Source organism: Streptomyces sp. NPDC047117 (assembly GCF_040643545.1).
Taxonomy (GTDB): domain Bacteria; phylum Actinomycetota; class Actinomycetes; order Streptomycetales; family Streptomycetaceae; genus Streptomyces.
Genome location: NZ_JBEYUN010000020.1, coordinates 33,022 through 54,724, shown reverse-complemented (window position 1 = coordinate 54,724; position 21,703 = coordinate 33,022). Strand labels below are relative to the sequence as shown.

General features: G+C 72.5%; 19 protein-coding genes. 11 read left to right on the top strand and 8 right to left on the bottom strand.

Going from position 1 to position 21,703, the window contains the following annotated elements; genetic code table 11:
* Both ABZ840_RS30705 and ABZ840_RS30700 read right to left on the bottom strand, forming a co-directional pair.
* Positions 1-1,368, bottom strand: coding sequence for an aldehyde dehydrogenase family protein (locus ABZ840_RS30705; protein WP_361564949.1), 1,368 nt, complete (start codon positions 1,366-1,368; stop codon positions 1-3).
* Between the two features lie 11 nt (positions 1,369-1,379).
* Positions 1,380-2,747 (bottom strand): glutamine synthetase family protein, encoded by a 1,368-nt coding sequence (locus ABZ840_RS30700; RefSeq protein WP_361564947.1) that lies wholly within the window; start codon positions 2,745-2,747, stop codon positions 1,380-1,382.
* 73 nt (positions 2,748-2,820) lie between these two features.
* On the opposite strand from ABZ840_RS30700, the gene ABZ840_RS30695 reads away from it, so the two are divergent.
* The 3 genes from ABZ840_RS30695 (at position 2,821) to ABZ840_RS30685 (ending at position 5,894) form a co-directional block, all read left to right on the top strand.
* Positions 2,821-3,558: an FCD domain-containing protein gene (locus ABZ840_RS30695; protein WP_361564944.1), complete on the top strand. Its 738-nt coding sequence runs from the start codon at positions 2,821-2,823 to the stop codon at positions 3,556-3,558.
* A 120-nt stretch (positions 3,559-3,678) separates the two neighbouring features.
* Positions 3,679-5,151, top strand: a complete 1,473-nt coding sequence (gene eat, locus ABZ840_RS30690; RefSeq protein WP_361564941.1) for an ethanolamine permease — start codon at positions 3,679-3,681, stop codon at positions 5,149-5,151.
* Positions 5,152-5,183: 32 nt separating this feature from the next.
* Complete coding sequence (locus tag ABZ840_RS30685; RefSeq protein WP_361564938.1) at positions 5,184-5,894, top strand: gamma-glutamyl-gamma-aminobutyrate hydrolase family protein; 711 nt, start codon at positions 5,184-5,186, stop codon at positions 5,892-5,894.
* A 32-nt stretch (positions 5,895-5,926) separates the two neighbouring features.
* Here the strand turns inward: ABZ840_RS30685 and ABZ840_RS30680 are convergent, their stop codons facing one another.
* Complete coding sequence (locus ABZ840_RS30680; protein ID WP_361564935.1) at positions 5,927-6,481, bottom strand: helix-turn-helix transcriptional regulator; 555 nt, start codon at positions 6,479-6,481, stop codon at positions 5,927-5,929.
* A gap of 111 nt (positions 6,482-6,592) precedes the next feature.
* Here ABZ840_RS30680 and ABZ840_RS30675 point away from each other — a divergent pair, with 111 nt between their 5' ends.
* The 3 genes from ABZ840_RS30675 (at position 6,593) to ABZ840_RS30665 (ending at position 9,899) form a co-directional block, all read left to right on the top strand.
* Positions 6,593-7,726: an aryl-sulfate sulfotransferase gene (locus ABZ840_RS30675; protein WP_361564933.1), complete on the top strand. Its 1,134-nt coding sequence runs from the start codon at positions 6,593-6,595 to the stop codon at positions 7,724-7,726.
* A gap of 3 nt (positions 7,727-7,729) precedes the next feature.
* Positions 7,730-9,040, top strand: coding sequence for a solute carrier family 23 protein (locus tag ABZ840_RS30670; protein WP_361564930.1), 1,311 nt, complete (start codon positions 7,730-7,732; stop codon positions 9,038-9,040).
* Between the two features lie 391 nt (positions 9,041-9,431).
* The gene (locus tag ABZ840_RS30665; RefSeq protein ID WP_361564927.1) at positions 9,432-9,899 is read left to right on the top strand and encodes a VOC family protein; all 468 of its coding nucleotides are present in this window, start codon (positions 9,432-9,434) and stop codon (positions 9,897-9,899) included.
* Between the two features lie 186 nt (positions 9,900-10,085).
* Here the strand turns inward: ABZ840_RS30665 and ABZ840_RS30660 are convergent, their stop codons facing one another.
* On the bottom strand, positions 10,086-11,060 hold the full coding sequence (locus ABZ840_RS30660; RefSeq protein WP_361564924.1) for a LysR family transcriptional regulator: 975 nt from the start codon (positions 11,058-11,060) through the stop codon (positions 10,086-10,088).
* Positions 11,061-11,130: 70 nt separating this feature from the next.
* Between ABZ840_RS30660 and ABZ840_RS30655 the strand changes: the two genes are divergently transcribed.
* Entirely contained in the window at positions 11,131-12,273 is a 1,143-nt protein-coding gene (locus ABZ840_RS30655) for a TDT family transporter (protein WP_361564922.1), read from the top strand.
* Between the two features lie 60 nt (positions 12,274-12,333).
* On the opposite strand, the gene ABZ840_RS30650 is transcribed toward ABZ840_RS30655, so the two are convergent.
* The 3 genes from ABZ840_RS30650 to ABZ840_RS30640 all read right to left on the bottom strand — a co-directional run bounded on the left by ABZ840_RS30650 (position 12,334) and on the right by ABZ840_RS30640 (position 17,029).
* Complete coding sequence (locus ABZ840_RS30650; RefSeq protein ID WP_361564919.1) at positions 12,334-13,071, bottom strand: helical backbone metal receptor; 738 nt, start codon at positions 13,069-13,071, stop codon at positions 12,334-12,336.
* Positions 13,072-13,176: 105 nt separating this feature from the next.
* On the bottom strand, positions 13,177-15,780 hold the full coding sequence (locus ABZ840_RS30645) for an ABC transporter permease/substrate binding protein (RefSeq protein WP_361564917.1): 2,604 nt from the start codon (positions 15,778-15,780) through the stop codon (positions 13,177-13,179).
* Positions 15,773-17,029 (bottom strand): glycine betaine/L-proline ABC transporter ATP-binding protein, encoded by a 1,257-nt coding sequence (locus tag ABZ840_RS30640; protein WP_361564914.1) that lies wholly within the window; start codon positions 17,027-17,029, stop codon positions 15,773-15,775. Before ABZ840_RS30640 ends, ABZ840_RS30645 begins: the two co-directional genes overlap by 8 nt.
* A gap of 342 nt (positions 17,030-17,371) precedes the next feature.
* Between ABZ840_RS30640 and ABZ840_RS30635 the strand changes: the two genes are divergently transcribed.
* Together ABZ840_RS30635 and ABZ840_RS30630 are read left to right on the top strand one after the other, a co-directional pair.
* Positions 17,372-18,283: a 5'-3' exonuclease gene (locus tag ABZ840_RS30635; RefSeq protein WP_361565218.1), complete on the top strand. Its 912-nt coding sequence runs from the start codon at positions 17,372-17,374 to the stop codon at positions 18,281-18,283.
* A gap of 57 nt (positions 18,284-18,340) precedes the next feature.
* Positions 18,341-19,207 (top strand): siderophore-interacting protein, encoded by an 867-nt coding sequence (locus ABZ840_RS30630; RefSeq protein WP_361564911.1) that lies wholly within the window; start codon positions 18,341-18,343, stop codon positions 19,205-19,207.
* 135 nt (positions 19,208-19,342) lie between these two features.
* Here the strand turns inward: ABZ840_RS30630 and ABZ840_RS30625 are convergent, their stop codons facing one another.
* Positions 19,343-19,966 (bottom strand): MerR family transcriptional regulator, encoded by a 624-nt coding sequence (locus ABZ840_RS30625; protein ID WP_361564908.1) that lies wholly within the window; start codon positions 19,964-19,966, stop codon positions 19,343-19,345.
* A gap of 195 nt (positions 19,967-20,161) precedes the next feature.
* Between ABZ840_RS30625 and ABZ840_RS30620 the strand changes: the two genes are divergently transcribed.
* Positions 20,162-21,088, top strand: a complete 927-nt coding sequence (locus ABZ840_RS30620) for a hypothetical protein (protein ID WP_361565215.1) — start codon at positions 20,162-20,164, stop codon at positions 21,086-21,088.
* Positions 21,085-21,558 (top strand): ABA4-like family protein, encoded by a 474-nt coding sequence (locus ABZ840_RS30615; protein WP_361564905.1) that lies wholly within the window; start codon positions 21,085-21,087, stop codon positions 21,556-21,558. The genes ABZ840_RS30620 and ABZ840_RS30615 overlap by 4 nt, the downstream gene beginning before the upstream one ends.
* Positions 21,559-21,703 lie beyond the last annotated feature (145 nt).

Below are 21,703 nucleotides of genomic sequence, written 5' to 3'. Positions count from 1 at the left end.
TCACTGCTCCTCGGTGGCGATGAAGACGTTCTTGGTCTCGGTGAAGGCGGCGAGCGCGTCGGGGCCCAGTTCCCGGCCGAGGCCGGACTGCTTGTAGCCGCCGAACGGGGTCCAGTAGCGGACGCTGCTGTGCGAGTTGACGGAGAGGTTGCCGGCGGCGACCGCGCCGGAGACGCGCAGCGCCCGGCCGACGTCGCGGGTCCAGATCGAGCCGGAGAGCCCGTAGTCGGTGGCGTTGGCGAGCCGTACGGCCTCGGCCTCGTCCTCGAAGGGCAGTACGACGGCGACCGGGCCGAAGATCTCCTCGGTGGCCGCGCGGTCCTCGGGCCGGCCTTCCAGGACGGTCGCCGGGTACCAGAAGCCCTTGCCCTCGGGGGCCTCGCCGCGGATGGCGACGGGGGCGCCGTCGGGGACGTAGGACCGTACGCGGTCGCGCTGGGCCGCGGAGATCAGCGGGCCCATGCCGGTGGCGGGGTCGGCGGGGTCGCCGACGGTGACGGCCCTGACCGCGGGCTCCAGCAGCTCCATGAAGCGGTCGTACACGGAGCGCTGGACGAGGATGCGGCTGCGGGCGCAGCAGTCCTGGCCGGTGTTGTCGAGGAAGGAGCCGGGCGCGGCGGCCGCGGCCTTCTCGACGTCGGCGTCGGCGAAGACGATGTTGGGGCTCTTGCCGCCGAGTTCGAGGGTCACCCGCTTCACCCCGTCGGCGCACTTGGCCATGATCTGCTTGCCGACGCCGGTGGAGCCGGTGAAGACGACCTTGGCGACGCCGGGGTGCTCGACGAGCGCGCTGCCCGCGACAGGGCCGGCGCCGGGCAGGACCTGGAAGAGCCCTTCGGGCAGGCCCGCGGCGAGGCCCAGCTCGGCGAGGCGGAGCGCGGTGAGCGGGGTGGTCTCGGCGGGCTTGAGGAGGACGGCGTTGCCCGCGGCGAGGGCGGGTGCGGTGCCCCAGGCGGCGATGGGCATCGGGAAGTTCCACGGCGCGATGACGGCGACGACGCCGAGCGGTTCGTGGAGGGTGAGGTTGAGGCCGCCGGCGACGGGGATCTGCGCGCCGGTCAGCCGCTCGATGCCGCCGGCCGCGTATTCGAGGAGGTCGCGGGCGTTGCCGGCCTCCCAGCGGGCGTTGCCGACCGGGTGGCCGGCCTCGCGCACCTCCAGCTGGGCGAGCTCTTCGAGGTGGGTGTCGACGGTGGCGGCGAAGCGGCGCAGCAGCCGGGCGCGGTCGCCGGGGGCGAGCGCCGCCCACTGCCGCTGGGCCGCGGCGGCCCGGGCGACGGCGGCGTCGACCTGGTCGGGGGTGGTGGCCGGGACGGTCGCGATGACCTCTTCGGTGGCCGGGTTCAGGATGTGGTGCTCGGAAGGCAAGTGACTGGTCCTCACATGCGTTCGAAGGAGCGGAACCGCTCCCAGTCGGTCACGGCGGAGTCGTAGGCGTCCAGCTCGACGCGGGCCATGTGGAGGTAGTGCGCGACGACCTCGTCGCCGAAGGCGGCCTGGGCGATCGGGCTCTTCTCCCACAGGTCGGCGGCCTCGCGGAGGGTGGTGGGCACGTGCTGCGCGTCGCCCGCGTACGCGTTGCCCGTACAGGCCTCCGGCAGCTCCAGCTTGTGCTCTATCCCGTACAGCCCGGCCGCGACCATGCCGGCCACCGCGAGGTAGGGGTTCACGTCGCCGCCGGGGAGGCGGTTCTCCAGGCGGTGGGCGTGCCCCCGGCCGATGACGCGGAGGGCGCAGGTGCGGTTGTCCGGGCCCCAGGCGACGGCGGTGGGCGCGAAGGAGCCGGGCCGGAAGCGCTTGTAGGAGTTGATGTTCGGCGCGTAGAGGAGGGTGAAGTCGCGCATCGCGGCGATCTGTCCGGCGAGGAAGTGCCGCATCAGCGGGGACATGCCGTACTCGCCGTCCGCGTCGGCCAGCACGGGGGCGCCGTCCTCGCCACGGAGCGAGAGGTGGATGTGGCAGGAGTTGCCCTCGCGCTCGTCGTACTTGGCCATGAAGGTGAGCGCCATGCCCTCCTGGGCGGCGATCTCCTTGGCGCCGGTCTTGTAGACGGCGTGCTGGTCGCAGGTGGTGAGCGCCTCGTCGTAGCGGAAGGCGATCTCGTGCTGGCCGAGGTTGCACTCGCCCTTGGCGGACTCCACGATCATGCCGGCGGCGCCCATCTCGTTGCGGATGCGGCGCAGCAGCGGCTCGACGCGGCTGGTGCCGAGCACGGAGTAGTCGACGTTGTAGAGGTTGGCCGGGTGCATGTCGCGGTAGCCGCGGGACCAGGCGTCCTCATAGGTGTCCTTGAAGACCATGAACTCCAGCTCGGTGCCGGCGTACGCGCGCCAGCCGTGCTCGGCGAGCCGGTCCAGCTGGCGGCGGAGGATCTGCCGCGGGGAGGCCACGACGGGGCTGCCGTCGTGCCAGGCGAGGTCGGCGGTGAGCAGCGCGGTACCGGGGCTCCAGGGGGTGCGGCGCAGCGTCCCGGTGTCGCCGTGCATGCAGAAGTCGCCGTAGCCGCGCTCCCAGGAGGACATGGCGTAGCCGTCGACGGTGTTGAGGTCGACGTCGACGGCGAGGAGGTAGTTGCACCCCTCCGAGCCGTGTGCCAGGACGTCGTCGAGGAAGAAGCGGGCGGCGAACCGCTTGCCCTGGAGCCTGCCTTGCATATCGGTGAAGGCGAGGACGACAGTGTCGATCTCCCCGGCGTCCACGAGCACTCTCAGCTCCTCGACCGAGAGCGGGGGCGTGCGGTCTGCCACGGTGGTGCCTCCTGTCGCTGCGTCCGGAGGTCATAAGGTAGGCACACGAACCATTGATTGGGAAGGGGTTGCGGTGGACGGAGCGGCGGACCGGCTGGCGCCGGTGCTGCGCCCGGTGCGGGCGGGCAACGGCTTCGAGGAAGCGCTGGAGCAGATACTCCAGATCGTGCGGCTGGGACTGGTCCCCCAGGGCGAACGGCTGCCCGCCGAGCGGGAGCTGGCCGAGCGGCTGCAGATCAGCCGGGTCACGCTGCGCGAGGTGCTGAAGGTGCTGCAGGACGAGGGGCTGGTGATCAGCAGACGCGGGCGGTACGGCGGCACGTTCGTGCGGGAGCGCGCGGAGACGCCCGGCGAGGACGAGCTGCGCCGCCGCATCGAGCGGGTCGACGTCGAGGACACGCTGCGCTTCCGCGAGGTGCTGGAGGTGGGCGCCGCCGGGCTGTGCGCCGGGTACGGGCTGGACGGGGAGCAGGCGGAGCGGCTGCGCGCGGCACTGGCCGCCACGCACGACGCGCCGCTCTCCGACTACCGGCGGCGGGACACGCTGCTGCACCTGACGCTGGCCGAGCTGTCGGGGTCGGCCACGCTCGCGGCGCAGTACGCGGCCGTCCGGGCGACCGTGAATGACCTGCTGGACTGCATCCCGCTGCTGGTGCGCAACCTGGAGCACTCGCAGGCGCAGCACACCGCGCTGGTGGAAGCGGTGCTGGAGGGCGACGCGGACGGGGCGCGGGAGGTGATGCGGGAGCACTGCTGCGGCACGGCGGCGCTGCTGCGCGGCTTCCTCACGGGCCCGCCGCCGGCGCCGTGATCCGTACCGGGCGCGCCGGCAACGTAACCGTTCCTTTACGGCAGGGGTCTTGCGCCGGACCACTCCCCGCCACAAAGGTATGGCGCTAAACCTTTATCCAAGCCGAGGCAGGAGCGGCTCATGGCCGACAGCACGGAACCGCGCACCGCACCGACCTCTTCCCCGCCCCCCGGGGCCGCCGCACCCGAGGACGCCTACCTGGAGAAGCGCGCGCTGCGCCGGGGCAGCGCCGGGCCGCTGCTGCTGACCGGCCTGGGCGTGGCGTACGTCGTCTCCGGCGACTTCTCCGGCTGGAACAACGGCCTGGCCCAGGGCGGCTTCGGCGGCCTGGCGGTGGCGGCCGTGCTGATGGGCCTGATGTACACCTGCCTGGTCTTCGCGCTGGCGGAGCTGGCGTCCGTACTGCCCACGGCGGGCGGCGGCTACGGCTTCGCGCGCAGAGCGCTCGGCACCTGGGGCGGCTTCCTCACCGGCACCGCCATCCTCATCGAGTACGTTCTCGCGCCCGCCGCGATCTCCATCTTCATCGGCGACTACGTCGAGTCCCTCGGCCTCTTCGGCCTCACGTCCAGCTGGCCGGTCTACCTCGCCTGCTTCGTGATCTTCATCGGCATCCACCTGTGGGGCGTCGGCGAGGCGCTGCGCTTCAGCCTCGTCGTCACCGCCGTCGCGGTCGCAGCGCTGGTGGTCTTCGCGCTCGCCGCGGTCACCGACTTCCACGTGAGCGGGCTCAACGACATCCCGGCCGACAAGGACGCCTTCGGCTCATCCTCCTGGCTGCCCTTCGGCATCCTCGGCATCTGGGCCGCTTTCCCCTTCGGCATGTGGTTCTTCCTCGGCGTGGAGGGCGTACCGCTGGCCGCCGAGGAGACCAAGGACCCGGCCCGCACCCTGCCGCGCGCGATGGCCGCAGCGATCGGTGTCCTGCTGCTGCTCGCGCTGGTCACCTTCCTCACCGCGACCGGGGCGCGCGGCGCCGCCGCCCTCCAGTCCGTCGGCGACCCGCTGGTCCAGGCGCTGCAGCCGCACGGCGAGCCCACCGTCGCCTCCCGCATCGTCAACTACGCCGGGCTGGCGGGCCTGATCGCCTCCTTCTTCTCCCTCATCTACGCCGGGTCGCGGCAGCTCTTCGCGCTCTCCCGGGCCGGCTACCTGCCCCGCTTCCTCTCCCTCACCAGCCGCCGCAAGGCCCCCTACCTCGGCCTCCTGGTCCCCGGCGCGCTGGGCTTCGCGCTGGCCGCCGCCACCGGGGACGGCGCCCGGATGCTGAACGTCGCGGTCTTCGGCGCCACCATCTCGTACGCCCTGATGGCCCTCTCCCACATCGTGCTGCGCCGCCGCGAGCCGGAGCTGCCGCGCCCGTACCGCACCCCCGGGGGCATCCTGACCTCCTCGGTCGCGTTCGTGCTCGCCTGCTCGGCGCTGGTGGCGACGTTCCTGGTGGACAAGGAGGCGGCCGTCATCGCGCTCGCCGTGTACGCCGTCGCGCTGGCCTACTTCGCGTTCTACTCGCGGCACCGACTGGTGGCCGCGGCCCCCGAGGAGGAGTTCGCAGCGCTGGCAGCGGCCGAGGCCGAACTCGAACGCGACTGACCGTCCGACCCGCACACCGACCGGAGGTTCCCTTGTCCAAGCCGCTCATCGGCATCAGCACGTACCTGGAGGCCGAGGCACGCTGGGGCGTGTGGTCGCTGCCGGCGGCGCTGCTTCCCGCCGGGTACCACCGGCTGGTGCAGCGCTCCGGCGGCCTCGCCGCCATGCTGCCGCCGCACGAGCCGGACCTCGGCCGGGACGGGGCCCGCGAGGCGGCCGCGCACGTCGTCGCCCGCCTGGACGGCGTGGTGATCGCGGGCGGCCCGGACGTCCGGCCGGAGCGGTACGGCGCGGAGACCGACCCCCGCACCGGCCCGGCGGCGCTCGCCCGCGACGCCTGGGAACTCGCGCTCATCCACGCGTCGCTGGACTCCGGCACCCCGCTGCTGGGCATCTGCCGCGGCATGCAGCTGCTGAACGTCGCCCTCGGCGGCACGCTGCACCAGCACGTCGAAGGGCACTCCGGACCGCCCGGCGTCTTCGCCCGGCACCGGGTCGAGCCGGTACCGGGCACGCTGCTCGCCGCCGCGCTGCCCGAGCCGGTCTCCGTACCGACCTACCACCACCAGTCCGTGGACCGGATCGGCAAGACGCTGGTGGCGAGCGCGTACGCCGAGGACGGCACGGTGGAGGCGCTGGAGGCACCGGACGCCGAGGCCTTCGCACTGTCCGTGCAGTGGCACCCGGAGGCGGGCGACGACCTGCGGGTGATGGAGGCCCTGGTGGCGGCCGCCGCACGCTGACGCGCCGTCAGCGGCACGCCCGGCGGACGGCGTCAGAGGCCGATGTCGTCCGCGACGCCCACCAGCAGCACCCGCGTGCCCGCCTCCCGGGCTCGCCAGCGGTGCGTCACCCCGCCGGTGCAGTAGAGCGTGTCGCCGCGCGCCAGCTCGTACCGCTGCCCGTCGGCCTCCGCCTCCACGGCACCCTCGACGACGTACAGCAGCTCGTCGTTCGGGTGCCGGAACTCCCGGCCCCACTCGTGGGCGCCGGTGAACTCCAGCGCGTGCAGCTGCTGCTGCCCGCGGACCAGCGGCCGCACCGCGCCCGCCGCGCCGTCCTCCAGCGCGGCGGCGGGGTCGGCGCGCACCACGTCGACGGCCCGCCGGTCCTCGGCCGCGCCGAGCAGCTGGACCGCCGTGGTCTCCAGCGCGTCGGCGATGCGCTGCAGCGAACGCATGCTCGGCCGGGCGCGATCGTTCTCCACCTGGCTGAGGAAGGGCTTGGACAGGCCGGTACGCCCTGCCAGGTCCGCGAGCGTGAGGTCCAGCGCGCGGCGGCGGCGCCGCATCGCCCGGCCGACCTGCGGCGCCCCCTGATCTTCACGCATCGCGCACTCCTTCTCCCCTTTATCGCCACGTTCACAGCGTTGCAACACACGCCCCCTAGCCTCGAACCTGTTTGACGCCATCAAACAAAGTTTGACGAGAGGGACTCCGCCATGACCGCTGTCGATCAAAACACACGCCGCCGCCGTGGCACCGGCCTGCTCGCCCTCGACGAGGACGCCGCGTACCCCGGTTACACCCTCTACGCCCCGCTCACCGGCACCGGCGAGGTCTACCTCGTCGACCTGCGCGGCGAGGTCGTCCACCAGTGGAACCTGCCGTACCGGCCGGGCCGGCACGCCCGCATCCTCCCCAACGGCAACCTCGCCTACAACGGCGTACTCCCGGACCAGGAGGCGCTGTTCCCGATGTGGCACAAGTACCGCGGCGGCGTGATGCAGGAGGTCACCCCCGACGGCACCGTCGTCCGCGAGCACATCGACCCGCTCCAGCACCACGACGCGCACCACCTCGGCGACGGCCGCATCCTCTACGCCGCCCTGGAGCCGCTCACCGGCGAGCGCGCGGCGGCGGTACGCGGCGGGGTCCCCGGCTCCGAGCCGACGACCGCCGACGGCCCGACCGTCTGGGCCGACACCATCAAGGAGGTCGACGCGGACGGCACCGAACTGTGGTCCTGGCGCGTCTCCGACCACCTCGACCGCGACGAATTCCCCCTCCACCCCGACTACTCCCGCGAGCACTACCCCCTCATCAACGCCGTCCTCCCGCTCGCCGACGGCAACATCCTCGCCAGCCTCCGCAGCGCCTCGGCAGTCATCGTCATCAGCCGCGAGACCGGCGAGATCCTCTGGCGCACCGAGCCCGGCATCGTCTCCCAGCAGCACAACCCCACCGAACTCCCCAACGGCAACATCCTCATCTTCGACAACGGCGTCTTCCGCCCGCACTGGGACGTCCCCTTCTCCCGCGTCATCGAGGTCGAGCGCACCTCCGGAAAAATCGCGTGGGAGTACCACGACCCCGCCCGCGAAGCCTTCTTCGCCCCCTTCATGGGCAGCGCGCAGCGCCTCCCCAACGGCAACACCCTCATCTGCGACTCCCCCGCGGGCCGGATCTTCGAGGTGACCGCCGACGGGTACCTCTGCTGGGAGTACGTCGTCCCGCACTTCGGCGGCTACCGCGAGCCCGAGGTCGGCCGGATCTTCCCGGCCCAGCACAACGCCCTGTTCCGCGCGTACCGTTACGGCGCCGAGGACCTGCCCTGGCTGCCGGAGCAGGGCTGACCGGTGACGGCCCCCGCCGGCACCACCCGCGCCGAGGCCGCCGTGCACCCGGTGGACGAGCGGCTCCCGCTGCTCCGCCTCCTCCCCCTGGCCGCGCAGCACGTCCTCGCGATGCTCGCGGCCCCGGTCTCCACCGCGTTCCTGATCGCCACGGGCCTCGGCCTGTCCCCGGACCGCACGGCGGCCCTGCTCAGCGCGACACTCGTGCTGTGCGGGGCCGGCGCCCTCCTCCAGTCCTTCGGCGTCCTGCGGATCGGCGCGCGGCTGCCGTTCGTCATGCTCCCGGGCGGCGCGGCGGTGGCGATCTTCCTGCAGACCGCCAAGGAACACGGCGCCGCCACCGCCTCCGGCTCCGTCCTCATCGCCGCCGCCTTCCTCCTCGCCGTCCTCCCCCTCTACCGCCACATCGTGCGGTTCTTCCCACCGGTGGTCCTCGGCACCACCGTCCTTCTCATCGGCATCAACATGGTCAACGTGACGGCCCCGATGATCGCCCACGACACCTGGCTGGCCCTCGTCACCATCGGCGCCACCGCACTCTGCTACCTCGTACTGCCCGGCGTGTGGCGGCAGATGTCGGTGCTGCTGGGCATCGCGGCGGGCACGGCGGCGGCACTGCTCACCGGTACGGGCACGCACGCCGTACCGGCCGGCGGCCCGGTACTCGCCCTCCCCCACCCCTTCCCTTACGGCGCCCCGCACTTCGATCTCCTCGCCGCCGTCCCCCTCATCGTCTTCACCCTCGCCTCGCTCGCCGAGGCAACGGGGCAGACGGTCCTCAACAGCGAAGCGGTGGGCCGCGAACCGGCCCCCGCCCGCGACGTGCCGCGCACGGTCCGTGCCGACGCCCTCACCTCCCTCGCCGCGGGCCTGCTGGGCACCTCCATCATGGTGACCAGCGCCGAGAACATCGGCATCGTCCAACTCACCCGCGTCCGCAGCCGCTTCGTCACCGCCGGCGCCGGGGCGCTGCTCGTCCTGACCGGCCTGCTCGCCCCGGTCTCCCGCCTGCTGGCGGCCCTCCCCACCCCCGTGGTGGGCGGCGCGGGCCTGGTCATCTACGCCGTGATCGCCGCGATGGGCCTCGGCATGCTCCGCCGCGCCGACACCTTCGAGGGCCCGGTCATCACCGTCGTCGCCCTCACCCTCCTCGCCGGCCTCCTCCCCATCCTCGCCCCCGACCTCTACACCCCCCTCCCCACCTGGGCCCGCACCTTGTTCGGCAGCGGAGTACCGGCGGGGGCTATTACGGCGGTGATACTGACGGCACTCTTCACCAGGCCCCAGGGCCGGACTCCCAGCGGCATACCGTGATCGGTCCGGCCCCGACGCGGTCGGTCCGTGCACCGAGCGCATACCGCCACAGGCCCGGGGGCGTTTCGAAGCCGGCCCGGGCCTGCCGGGCGTTCGGGCGCCCCGGCTACGCGGCCGGCAGCTCCTCCGCCACCTCCGCGCCGACATCCATGCACTGCGCGGACACCCCGGTCAGGCGGCACCCTGCCTTCGTGTGAACCAGTGCAGACCGGGCAGCCATACCGGCTGTCGACCGCGGTGCCCTTACACCCGTACCGGCAGGAGCGCGACCGGACCTCGGCGGCATATGCGCAGTCCAGCCGGGGTACTCGGGCTGGGCCGGTCCGGACATGTACAAGGTGCAGCCCGGTGTGATCCGGCTGGCTCTCCCCCCACAGAAAGGGCCACAGCGATGACGACTCACGGCGATCTGCCCGCACCTGAGCACGGGCTCGTCCTCACCCACTTCCTGACCGTGCGCGACGTCGCGAAATCGCGGCGCTTCTACGCCGATGTCTTCGGCGGCGAGGTCGTACTGGAGGAGAACCCGGTCATCGTGAAGGTGGCCAACAGCTGGATCATCATGAACCCCGGAGGCGGGCCCACCCCCGACAAGCCCGGCGTGACCCTTGCACCGCCGGAGAACGACGACACGGTGTCCAGCTTTCTGAACGTCCGCGTCGCCGACATCGGCGCCTTCTACGCCGACGCCGTCGCCAAAGGCGCGGAGTTCCTCACGGAGCCTCTCGACCGCAAGGCCGAGCTGCGCTGCTATCTGCGCGACCCCGACGGTTACCTCATCGAAGTCGGCCAGGCCACCGGCATGCTCCAGGGGGTATTCGCCGACCCGCCCGCCGGATCCGGTCGCCAGCGCATGTGACCAGGAGTGGGACCTTCACAGGCACGACGGCGTACTCGTCGCGCCCGAAGGCGCCGGGTCGCTGTAGGGCAACAGCCGGGCCGCCGGCCCACACCCATCGCTGACCGCGTGCCCGACGCGATCCGCGGTTCGCGGTTCCCCGTGAGTCCCCGTCCGAGTGGGCACTGATTGGCGAATCAGAAGACGTCAGCCCGTCGCCCGCGTCAGCCCCAGCAAATGCCGGGCCGGCCCCGTGGGGCGTTGGCCTGTGGGCCATACCGCTCGTAGGTCGCGGCCCAGGCGGATGCCGGGGACCGGGACCTCGACCAGGCGGCGGGCCGCCAGTTCTTCGCCGACGGCGAGTTCACTGAGGACCGAGGGGCCGGCGCCGCTGACCGCCGCGGCCTTTACCGCGGTGGTGGAGGCCAGTTCGAGGAGCGGGGGTGCGAGGGGGCCGCAGGCGGCGAGGGCCGCGTCGAGGACCTGGCGGGTGCCGGAGCCCTGTTCGCGGAGGATCAGGGGGGTGGCGGCCAGTTCGCGGCCGGTCAGGGGGGTGCGGCGGCGGGCCCATGGGTGGGACGGGGCGGCGACCACCATCAGCCGGTCGTGGCCGATGACCGCGCCGTCCAGGCCGGACGGTACGTCCAGGCCCTCCACGAAGCCGAGGTCGGCCTCGCCGGAGAGGACCCGCTCCGCGACCACGGTGGAGTTGCCGGCGGACAGCGACACCGCGGTGTCCGGGCGCTGGGAGCGCAGCGCGATCAGCCAGCCGGGGAGGAGGTACTCGGCGATGGTCATGCTCGCGGCCACGCGGAGCCGGGAGTCCCGGCGGGCCCGCAGCGCCTGCGCGCCCGCGTCGAACGCCTCGGCCGCCTCCACGATCCGCCGCGCCCAGTCCGTGACCAGCGCACCGGCGTCGGTGAGCCGGGAGCCGCGGGGCGAGCGCTCGACCAGCCCGACGCCCAACTGCCGCTCCATGGCGCGCAGCCGGCTGCTGGCGGCGGGCTGGGTGATGCCCAGTTCCTTGGCGGCGCGGCCCAGGCTGCCCAGCCGGGCCACCGCGAGCAGCAGCTCCAGCGCGCCCAGCTCCGGGACGCGATGCGCCAGCCGGCCGTCGTGCGCCCCCTCAGCCGTACCCTCCGCCGCGCCGTCCCCGTGCGTCCGCTCCGCTTCACCGCTCATAACTCCAGCTTATGCCCTCATAGAGGAATGGCCCCTGGTGGGGTGGGGCCCGCGGCGGAACGCTGGAGGCATGGCTACCCTCGCGCATCCCCGCTCCCGCCCGGTGACCGGTCCCGGCGGCCGCACCCGCGGCTCCGTACGGCACCTCGGCCCCAACTGGTACGCCGCCGTCATGGGCACGGCCATCATCGCCAACGCCGGTGCCACCCTCCCGGCGCACTCCGCCGCGCTGCGCGCCGTCCTCGAAGTCGTCTGGGCGCTGTCGGCCGTCCTGCTGGCCGTCCTGCTCGTCGCCCGCGCCGCGCACTGGATCCGCCACACCGACCAGGCCAGAGCGCACCTGCTCGACCCGGCGGTGGCCCCGTTCTACGGCTGCCTGGCGATGGCCCTGCTGGCGGTGGGCGGCGGCACGCTCGCCGTCGGCAAGGACGTGATCGGGGTGTCCGCAGCGGTGGCGGTCGACGCCGTGCTGTGGATCGCGGGGACCGTGACCGGCCTGGCCGCGGCGGCGGCCGTCCCGTACCTGATGGTGACCCGGCACCGCATCGACGTGGGCACCGCCTCCCCCGCCTGGCTGCTGCCGATCGTCGCGCCGATGGTCTCCGCCGCCATCGGCCCGGGGCTGATCCCGCACCTGCCCGCCGGCCAGTGGCGGTCCGCCATGCTGCTGGGCTGTTACGGCATGTTCGGCCTGTCCCTGCTGACCGTGCTGGCCATGCTGCCGCTGGTGCTCTCCCGGCTGATCCACCACGGCCCGCTGCCGCTCGCCGCGACCCCCGCGCTGGTCCTCGTGCTCGGCCCGCTCGGCCAGTCCACGACCGCGGTGAGCAACCTCGCGAACGCCGCGCCCGCCGCCGGTTCCGCGTACCGCGGCGCGATGACCGCGTTCTCCGTGCTGTACGGCGTGCCGGTGATGGGCTTCGCGCTGCTGTGGCTGCTGTTCTCCGCCGCGCTGGTGGCCCGCGCGTTCCGCGGCGGCATGCGCTTCTCGATGACCTGGTGGGCGTTCACCTTCCCCGTCGGCACCTGCGTCACCGGCGCCGCCGGGCTGGCCGGCCACACCGGCCTGGCCCTGTACGACTGGCTCACCGTCGGGCTGTACCTGCTCCTGGTGGCGGGCTGGCTGACGGCCTTCGTGTACACGGCCCGCGGCCTCTTCCGGGGCACGCTCCTCGCGCCGCCCGCCTCGGCCCCGGCCCCCACGCCCGCCTGACCCGCACGACTGCTCGCGGGCGGTGCACCGGCAGGGGACGCCGGCGCGCCGCCCGTACCGCTACGCGGCCGCTTCCAGCGCCGCCCGCAGCACCCCGGGAGCCTCCGCCAGCGACGGGCCGTACCAGGTGAGATGGCGGCCGCTGACCAGCGCGGCCGGCAGCCCGGGGAAGGCTTCGGGCCCGTCGTCGGCGGTGAAGCGGTACGGCTCGTCGGGCAGCACGACGAGGTCGGCGCCGCGGGCGTTCAGCTCGTCGAGGGGGATCTTCGGGTAGCGGTCGGCGTGGTCCGCGTAGAGGTTGCGCACGCCCAGCCGGGCCAGCAGATCGCCCGCGAAGGTGTCCCGGCCGAGCACCATCCACGGCCGCCGCCAGATGGGCACCACGGCGGTCCGGTCCGGGTCGTACGCCGGGACCTCGCGCCAGGCCGCCTCCGCCGCGTCCAGCCAACCGGGGCGGGCGAGTCCGCAGCCGCGCACGAGGACGCGGTCCAGTTCGCGGAAGGCCTGCGGCAGGTCGCGGACCTCGGTGACCAGCACGTCCAGCCCGGCGGCGCGGAGCGCGGCGAGGTCGGCGGGGCGGTTCTCCTCCTCGTTGGCGATCACCAGGTCGGGGGCGAGCGCCGCGATCCGCGCGGTGTCGGGGTTCTTGGTCCCGCCGACGCGCGGGACGTCGAGACCCGCGGGGTGGCTGCACCAGTCCGTGACGCCGGCCAGCAGTTCGGGCGCGGTGCCGGCGACCGCCTCGGTCAGCGAGGGGACGAGGGAGACCACCTTGCGTACGACGGCGTGAGAGGTCATCGCCCCACGGTAGAGCCTGTGCGGACGCGGACGGGCCCCGCCACCGGAGTGCGGTGGCGGGGCCCGTTCCTGCGAAGGCGACGGCCGGTCAGAACCGGTACGGCGTCACTTCACCGGCGCCATCTCGTCGACGATGCCCGGGTGGGCGTCGACCCACTTCTTGACGCCCTCCTCCTCATGGCCGGTGCCCGCCTTGTTGACGGCCTGCTCCAGGCTCGCCAGCTCCTCGGGCTTCATGTGCCAGTTCTTCAGCCAGCCGTTGAACTCGGAGTACTTCTTGGGGAAGCCCTTGTTCGCGACCGTCTTGATCTGGTTGTTGGCGCCCCAGGTCTTCTTCGGGTCCTTCAGCTTGGTCAGGTCGTACTCGTCGTACGCCCAGTGCGGCGACCACAGGACGACCGCGATGGGCTCCTTCTTGGCGTAGGACCGCTCCAGCTCGGCGAGCATGGCGCTGGTACCGGCCTCGGTGACCTTCATGTCCTCCAGGCCGTACGCGGGCAGGACCTTGCTCTTCAGGCGCTTCATCTGGCCGGTGCCCGGCTCAATTCCGATGATCTTGCCCTTGAACTCGTCCTTGCGCTTCTTCAGATCCTCCATGGACTTCACGCCCTTCACATAGGAAGGCACCGCGATCTCCAGAGAGGTCTTGTCGTACCACGCACCGAGGTCGACGAGATCCTTCTTGTACTTCTCCCAGTACTGCTTCTGCGCGACCGGCAGCCAGGCGTCCATCTCCACGTCGACCTGGCCGGTGGACAGCCCGGTCCACATCGGGCCCACGTCGAGGTTGCGCATCTTCGGCTTGTAGCCGCGCTGCTCCAGGACGTACTTCCACAGGAAGGAGGTGGCGATGCCCTCGTCCCAGGACGGGTAGCCGATGTTCGGCGCGGCACCGGCGTCCTTGCCCTTGGCGTACGCGCCCGGGGCCGGGGCCAGCTTGTCGGCCATGCCCGGGTTCTTCTTCAGCCAGGCCTTGACGCCGTCCTGCTCGTGCCCCTTGCCGGCGTCCTGGATCTCCGCCTCCAGGCTGGTGAGCTGCTCCTCGCTCAGGTGGAACTTCTTCATCCACGAGGCGACCTGCGGCTCGTCCTTGGAGAAGCCCTTGCGGCCGAGGGCGTGGATGCCGTCACCGGAGCCGAAGGAGCCCTTGGGGTCCTTGAGCTTGGTCAGCTTGTACTTGCTGTACGCCCAGTGCGGGGACCACAGGGTCACCGCGATCGGCTTCTTGGCCTTGATCGAGCGGTCCAGCTCGGCCAGCATCGAGGAGGTGCTGGACTGCTGGAGCTTGTACTCGCCGTCCAGGCCGTAGTCCTTGAGGACCTTGTCCTTGACGATCTTCATCTCGCCGGCGCCCGGCTCGATGCCGGTGAGCTTGCCGCCGAACTGCTCGCCCTTGCCCTTGAGGTCGTCGAGCGTCTTCACGCCCTTGACGTAGGACGGTACGGCGATCTCCAGGGAGGTCTTGTCGTACCAGGCGCCGTAGTCCTCGAGCTTGTTCTTGTACTTCTTCCAGTACGACTCGTGCGTCACCGGCAGCCAGGAGTTGGTCTGCACGTCGATGTCGCCCTGGGCCTGGCCCGTGTAGAGCGCGCCGGCCTCCAGGGCCTGCGCCTTGGGCTTGAAGCCGCGCTGCTCCAGCAGCTCCTTCCACAGGTACGTGGTGGCCTTGCCCTCGTCCCAGTTGACGTAGCCCAGGTTGATCGAACGGCCGCCGCCGATGCCGGCCGCCGCGTCGTCGCCCTTGCCGCCGAAGGCGTTCATGCCGCCCGCGGCCAGCGCGAGCACGACCACGCCGACCATCGCGAGCGAGGTCGCCGGGCGCCACTGCAGGAACTTCCAGCCGCCGAGCGCGGCCTGCGCCTTGGCCAGCGCGCGCCGGCCGAGCGGCGAGACCCGCTGGTTCAGGGCGCCGGTCATCCGGTCCAGGTACATGGCGAGGATGACCACCGCGAGACCGGCCTCGGAGCCCAGGCCCACGTCGACGGAGCTGATCGCGTCGTAGACGGAGGAGCCCAGACCGCCGCCGCCGACCATGCCGGCGATGACGACCATGGACAGCGCCAGCATGATGACCTGGTTGATGCCGGCCATGATCGTGGGCAGCGCGAGCGGGATCTGCACGCGGAAGAGCGTGCGGCGCGGGTGCGTGCCGAAGGCGTCGGCCGCCTCCACCAGCTCCTCGTCGACCTGCCGGATGCCCAGCTCGGTCATGCGGACGGCGGGCGGCATGGCGAAGACGATGGTCGCCACGATGCCGGGGACCACGCCGAGGCCGAAGAAGAGGATGCCCGGGATGAGGTAGACCATCGCCGGCATCGTCTGCATCAGGTCCAGGACCGGGCGCACCGCACCGCTGACCGCACGGTTGCGGGCGGCCCAGATGCCCAGCGGCACCGAGATGACGACGATGACCAGGCAGGCCACCAGCACCAGGGAGAGGCTCTCCATGGTGGCGCCCCACTGTTCGATCGAGTCGATCAGCGCGAAGCCGAGGAAGGTCAGTGCGGCGGCGAGGAAGCCGCGCAGCCACCAGGCGAGCACCGCGAGGATGCCCGCGAGGATCAGGGGCTCGGGCGCGGCGAGCACCATGTGGAAGAAGCCGTACACCGTGTTGAGCACGTGGGTGATGGCGTCGAAGAGCCAGGCGACGTTCGACCGCAGCCAGTCGACGGCGGCGTCGGCCCAGGAGCCGATCTCGATCCTAGGCACCGGCGATCACCTTGCTCTCGCCGGCGGACTTGTCGTCCCCGGCCTTCTCGGCCGCGGGGGCGTCGGCCGTCTTCCCGTCAGCGGACTTGCCGTCCTCGGGCTTCTCGTCCTCGGGCTTCTCGTCCACCGGCGCGTCCGCGGGGGCCTGCTGGGCGGGCGCTCCGGCAGCGGGGGCGGTGTCCGCCTCGGCCTCGCCGAGCACGGCCAGCAGCCGCTGCGTGGGCACGGCGCCGACGAGCTCGCCGGCGGCGTCGACGACGGCCACCGGGACCGTGCTGGCCGAGCAGGGCGCGAACAGGTCGACGAGCGGGGTGTCCTCGGTGACCGTGGCGGGCGCCGCGGCACGGAACCGCTCGGCGGTGGATATCTCCTCGCCGTCCGCGTCCTTGCCGCCCAGCACCGACGCCACGTCCGTCATGATCGCGCCGGCGGTCAGCACGCGGGTGCGGTCGACGTCCTGGATGAAGGAGGCGACGTAGTCGTTGGAGGGCCGGACGAGGATGTCCTCGGCGGTGCCGTTCTGGACGACCCGGCCGTCGCGCATGACGGCGATCCGGTCGCCGAGCCGCATGGCCTCGTTCAGGTCGTGGGTGATGAAGACGATGGTCTTCTTCAGCGTCTTCTGCAGCTCCAGCAGCTGGTCCTGCATGTCGCGGCGGATCAGCGGGTCCAGCGCGCTGAAGGACTCGTCCATCAGCAGCAGGTCGGCGTCGGTGGCCAGCGCACGGGCCAGGCCCACACGCTGCTGCATACCGCCGGACAGCTCGTCGGGCCAGGACTTCTCCCAGCCCTTCAGGCCCGCGAGCTCCAGCGCCTCAAGGGCGCGCTTCTTCCGCTCGGCCTTCGGCACGCCCTGGACCTCCAGGCCGTACGCGGCGTTCTCCAGCACGCTGCGGTGCGGGAAGAGCGCGAAGTGCTGGAAGACCATGGAGATCTTCTGCGAACGGACCCGGCGCAGCTCTTTCGGGCTGAGCGTGGTCAGGTCCTGGCCGTCGAACCGCACACTGCCCGCAGTCGGCTCCAGCAGCCCGTTCAGCATGCGCAGCAGCGTGGACTTGCCGGAACCCGACAGACCCATGACGACGAAGATCTGGCCTTCGTCCACGGTGAACGACGCGTCGATCACCGCTGCCGTCGTACCCTCGGCGCGCAGCTCGTCGCGGGTCGCCCCGGCTTCGAGTTTCCGCGCGGCGTCATCGGGTCGTCTGCCGAACACTTTGTACAGGTGCTCGGCTTGCAGCCTGGACACATACACCTCTCGAGTTGAACCAAGGTACGGCCCGTCCCAGCCATGGGTGATCCCCAGGCCGAAAGGCTGGGGAGGGGCCGTGGAGCAGCACGGCTTCGGGCCGCCTGCGCCGGAAAGAGAAAGTTGAATCCCTTACCGGTTCCGCTCCGGATGCGCGCCTGCCCCCCTCTATTCACACCAAACACATCAGTGACACGGCTCACAAAGGTCACAGGTTTGACACGGCGTCACTTGCGACCCGGACACGCCCGCTCGCGACCCAGACGCGACCCACGGTGACGGAGCCGCACGTCAGGGGTTGTCAGTGGGGTGCGGCATCATCGGCGTGTGACTCGACGCCTGATGCTTCTCGACACCGCCTCGCTGTACTTCCGTGCCTACTTCGGCATGCCGGACTCGGTCCGCGCCCCCGACGGCACGCCCGTGAACGCCGTCCGCGGCCTGCTGGACTTCATCGCCCGCCTCCTCCAGGACCACCACCCGGACGACCTGGTGGCCTGCATGGACGCCGACTGGCGCCCCCAGTGGCGGGTGGACCTGATCCCGACGTACAAGGCGCACCGCGTCGCCGAGGAGGCCCCCGAGGGCTCCGCCGAGCCCGACGCCGAGGAGATCCCCGACACGCTCTCGCCGCAGGTCCCGGTGATCGAGGCCGTGCTGGACGCGCTGGGCATCGCCCGCGTCGGGGCGGCGGGGTACGAGGCGGACGACATCATCGGCACCCTCGCGACCCGGGCCGCCGGCCCTGTCGACATCGTCACCGGCGACCGGGACCTCTACCAGCTCGTCGACGACGCCCGCGGCGTCCGCGTGCTCTACCCCCTCAAGGGCGTCGGCACCCTCCAGCTCACCGACGAGGCGTGGCTCCGCGAGAAGTACGGCGTGGACGGCCCGGGCTACGCCGACCTGGCGACGCTGCGCGGCGACCCCAGCGACGGCCTGCCGGGCGTGCCGGGCATCGGCGAGAAGACCGCGGCGAAGCTGCTGGCGTCCTTCGGGGACCTGGCCGGGATCATGGCCGCGGTCGACGACCCGGCGGCGAAGCTCACGCCCACGCAGCGCAAGCGGCTGGCCGAGGCCCGCCCGTACCTGGAGGTCGCCCCCGAGGTCGTCCGCGTCGCCAGGGACGTCGCGCTGCCCGACTTCGACCCGGCAGTGCCGAAGGAGCCGGCCGATCCGGCCACGCTGGAGGAGCTGGCCGGCCGGTGGGGGCTGGGCGGTTCGCTCCAGCGCGTCCTCGGCGTACTCTCATGATGTGCTGTTAGGTTAGGTGTACCTAACTTATTTCTCAGTACGTCCAGGGGGCCCATCGTGGCAGCAGACCGTCCCGCCGAACGTCCCGCGCGCAAGAAGGCCGTCACCTACCGCGCCCGGGTGGTCCACACCGAGCGCCTCAGCCCGCACATGATGCGGGTGGTGCTGGGCGGCGCGGGCCTGGCGGACTTCCAGGCCGGCGAGTACAGCGACCACTACGTCAAGCTGCTCTTCCCGGTGCCGGGCGTGACCTACCCGGAGCCGTTCGACATGGCGCAGATCCGGGCGGACTTCCCGCGCGACCAGTGGCCCCGCACCCGGACGTACACGGTGCGCGCCTGGGACCCGCAGACCCTGGAGATGACCATCGACTTCGTCGTCCACGGCGACCAGGGCCTGGCCGGGCCGTGGGCCCAGCAGGCCGAGGCCGGCGAGGAGATCCGCCTGCTCGGCCCCGGCGGCGCGTACGTGCCCGAGGCCTCGGCCGACTGGCACCTGCTGGCCGGCGACGAGAGCGCGCTGCCGGCCATCGCCGCCTCGCTCGCCCGGATGCCGGAGGACGCGGTGGTGCGCGCCTTCATCGAGGTGCCGGACGCCCGTGAGGAGCAGAAGCTGCGGGCCCCGGCCGGCGCGGAGATCGTCTGGCTGCACCGCAACGACGAGCCGGTCGGCGAGCGGCTGGTGGCGGCCGTCCGCGGGACGGAGTGGCTGCCCGGTCGCGTCCAGGCGTTCGTGCACGGCGAGGCGGGCTTCGTGAAGGAGCTGCGCCGGCTGCTGCGCGTCGAGCGCGAGGTGCCGCGCGCCGACCTCTCCATCTCCGGCTACTGGCGCCGCGGCCACGACGAGGACGGCTGGCAGGCCTCCAAGAAGGAGTGGAACGAGGCGGTCGAGGCCGAGCAGGAGAAGCCGGCAGCCGCCTCCTGACCCCGGGGCGACGGATCGCGCACCTTCTGGCGCAGCGCGGTCCGGAACAGCCCGCCGCCCCGCGCCCCACTGGGCGCCCGCCCACCGGCGGGCGCCTCTGCCGTGCGCCGGACGGCCTTTCCCCCGTCAGATGGCCTACTCGCCGTAGATGCGGGCCGAGGCGTCCGTGTGCGCCAGCCGCCGCATGGCCGAGAGCACGGCGTCGCCGATGACGGTGCCCACGACCACGCTCTCGATCAGCCGTTCCACCTCCGCGACGGCGCCCACGTAGGCCAGGTCCGCCGTCGCTATCCGCTCGCAGGCGTCGGCGTAGACGTCGAGCATCTCCTCGAAGCGGCCGTGCCCCAGGCTCCGCAACGTGGCCAGCGCGGCGGCCAGCGCCTCGCCCGCCGGATGGTCGGCCGCGGCCTGCCACCCCCGCCGCTCGATCAGCGCGGCCACGGCCTCGCGCGCCCCCACCAGCTCCTCCGACTCCGCGCCCGGCGGCGGTGTCAGGCTGTTGTGCGCCGCACCGAGCACTTTGTGCACCGGCCGGTCCGTGTCCTCCACCGCGGCCAGCACTTCGCGCACGGCCGAGACGGAGAGCCCGCCGACCTCCAGGAGGCCGCGCACCAGCCGCAGCCGCCGCTCGTGCGTCTCGTCGTAGTCCGCCTGGTTCGGGCTGGTCAGGCGGCCTGCCGGGAGGAGCCCCTCCCTGACGTAGTACTTGATCGTCGGTACCGCCACCCCGGTCCGCCGGCTCAACTCGCCGATGCGCACGCGCCGTTCACTTCCCTTCAGGTCTTGCCGGATCGCCCCCTCATCATAGATAGTCGCACTATCGGATAGCGGCGAGTGCCACTATCCATTCTCGCGACATGACGATGACGGGGGTCACTCATGCCCGCTCCACTCCTGCCCGCACTGCGTCCGGCAGCCTCACCGCACCCGCCACTGACCTGGTTCTCGCTCGCCATGGTCGCCCTGGCCGCCGTCTCCGCGATCGGGCTCGTGGCCGACGACCGGATGCTGGTCGGCGCGCCGATCTGGCTCAAGCCGCTGAAGTTCTCGATCTCCTTCGCGCTCTACGGGCTGACGCTCGCCTGGATGCTCGGTCGGTCCCCGGCGCGAAGCCGTACCGGCCGGTGGGCCGGCACGGTCATCGTCGTGACCGGCACCGTCGAGATGGCCGTCGTCATCGGCCAGACGGTCCGCGGCCGGCGCAGCCACTTCAACACCGCCACCCCGCTGGACGCGGCGCTCTTCCAGGTCATGGGCGCGACCATCGTCGTCCTGTGGCTCGCCACCCTGGTGATCGCCGCGCTCCAGTTCCGCGGCGGTCCGGCCGCCGACCGCGCCGCCACCCGGGCCGTCCGGCTCGGCGCACTGATCGCGCTGGCCGGCCTGGCACTCGGCGCACTGATGACCATGCCCACGCCCGACCAGCAGGCCACCGCGGCGCAGGGCCTGCGGGACACCCTCGGCGCGCACAGCGTCGGCGTACCGGACGGCGGCCCCGCCATGCCGCTGACCGGCTGGAGCACCACCGGCGGCGACCTGCGCATACCGCACTTCGTCGGCATGCACGCACTGCAGGCCCTGCCCCTCTTCCTGCTCGCCCTCGACACCCTCGGCCGCCGAATACCCCGGCTGCGGGCCGAGCGGGTACGACTGCGGCTCGTCCTGGCCGCCGCGGGCCTGCACACCGGGCTGCTGGCCCTGCTGACCTGGCAGGCCCTGCGCGGCCGGCCGCTCCTCCGCCCGGACGCGCCGACGCTGGGCGCCCTCGCCGCCCTGCTCGCGGCGACCGCCCTCGGCACGTACGCCGCGCTGCGCGCCCCGGCCCGCCCGTACGACGACACCACCGACATCCCGGCCCGTTCCCAGGAGCTCACCGCATGACCGGCTTCCTCTTCGACCTCGCCTTCTGGCTCGCGGCGCCCTTCTGGGCCCTGCTGATCCTCGCGCCCGGCCGGCGGTGGACCGACCGCGTCGCCGCCTCGCCACTGCCGCTGGTGCCGGTCCTCGCCGTCTACCTGGCGCTGGCCGTACCGGTCCTCCCGCGGCTCTGGGCCGCGGTGTCGAGCCCCGAACTGGGCTCGTTCCAGGACCTGATGACGGTGGACGGCGGCGCGGCGGCGATCTGGGCCCAGGTCATCGCCTGGGACCTCTTCCTCGGCCAGTGGATGTACCGCGAAGCCCGCCGCCTCGGCATCCACTCGCTCGTCATGGGCCCGCTGCTGGTCCTGACCGTCCTGCTCTCCCCGATCGGCGTCCTGCTGTTCCTAGCCCTCCGGGCGGCACGGAGCCGTACGCCGGGAGCCCGTACCGCGGGGACGGCGCCGGCGGCGTCCGCGACGGCGGGAACGTAGCGCGCACGGCAGCGGACACCGGCGCGAGGGGAAACCGATGCGCCGGTGTCCGCGCCACCGCGTCCCCGGTTCCGGTCCCCCATCGGATGGTGCACCGCCGTTCCGCCCTCCCGGGTGTCCCGCGCCGCGTACCGTATGGCGCCCC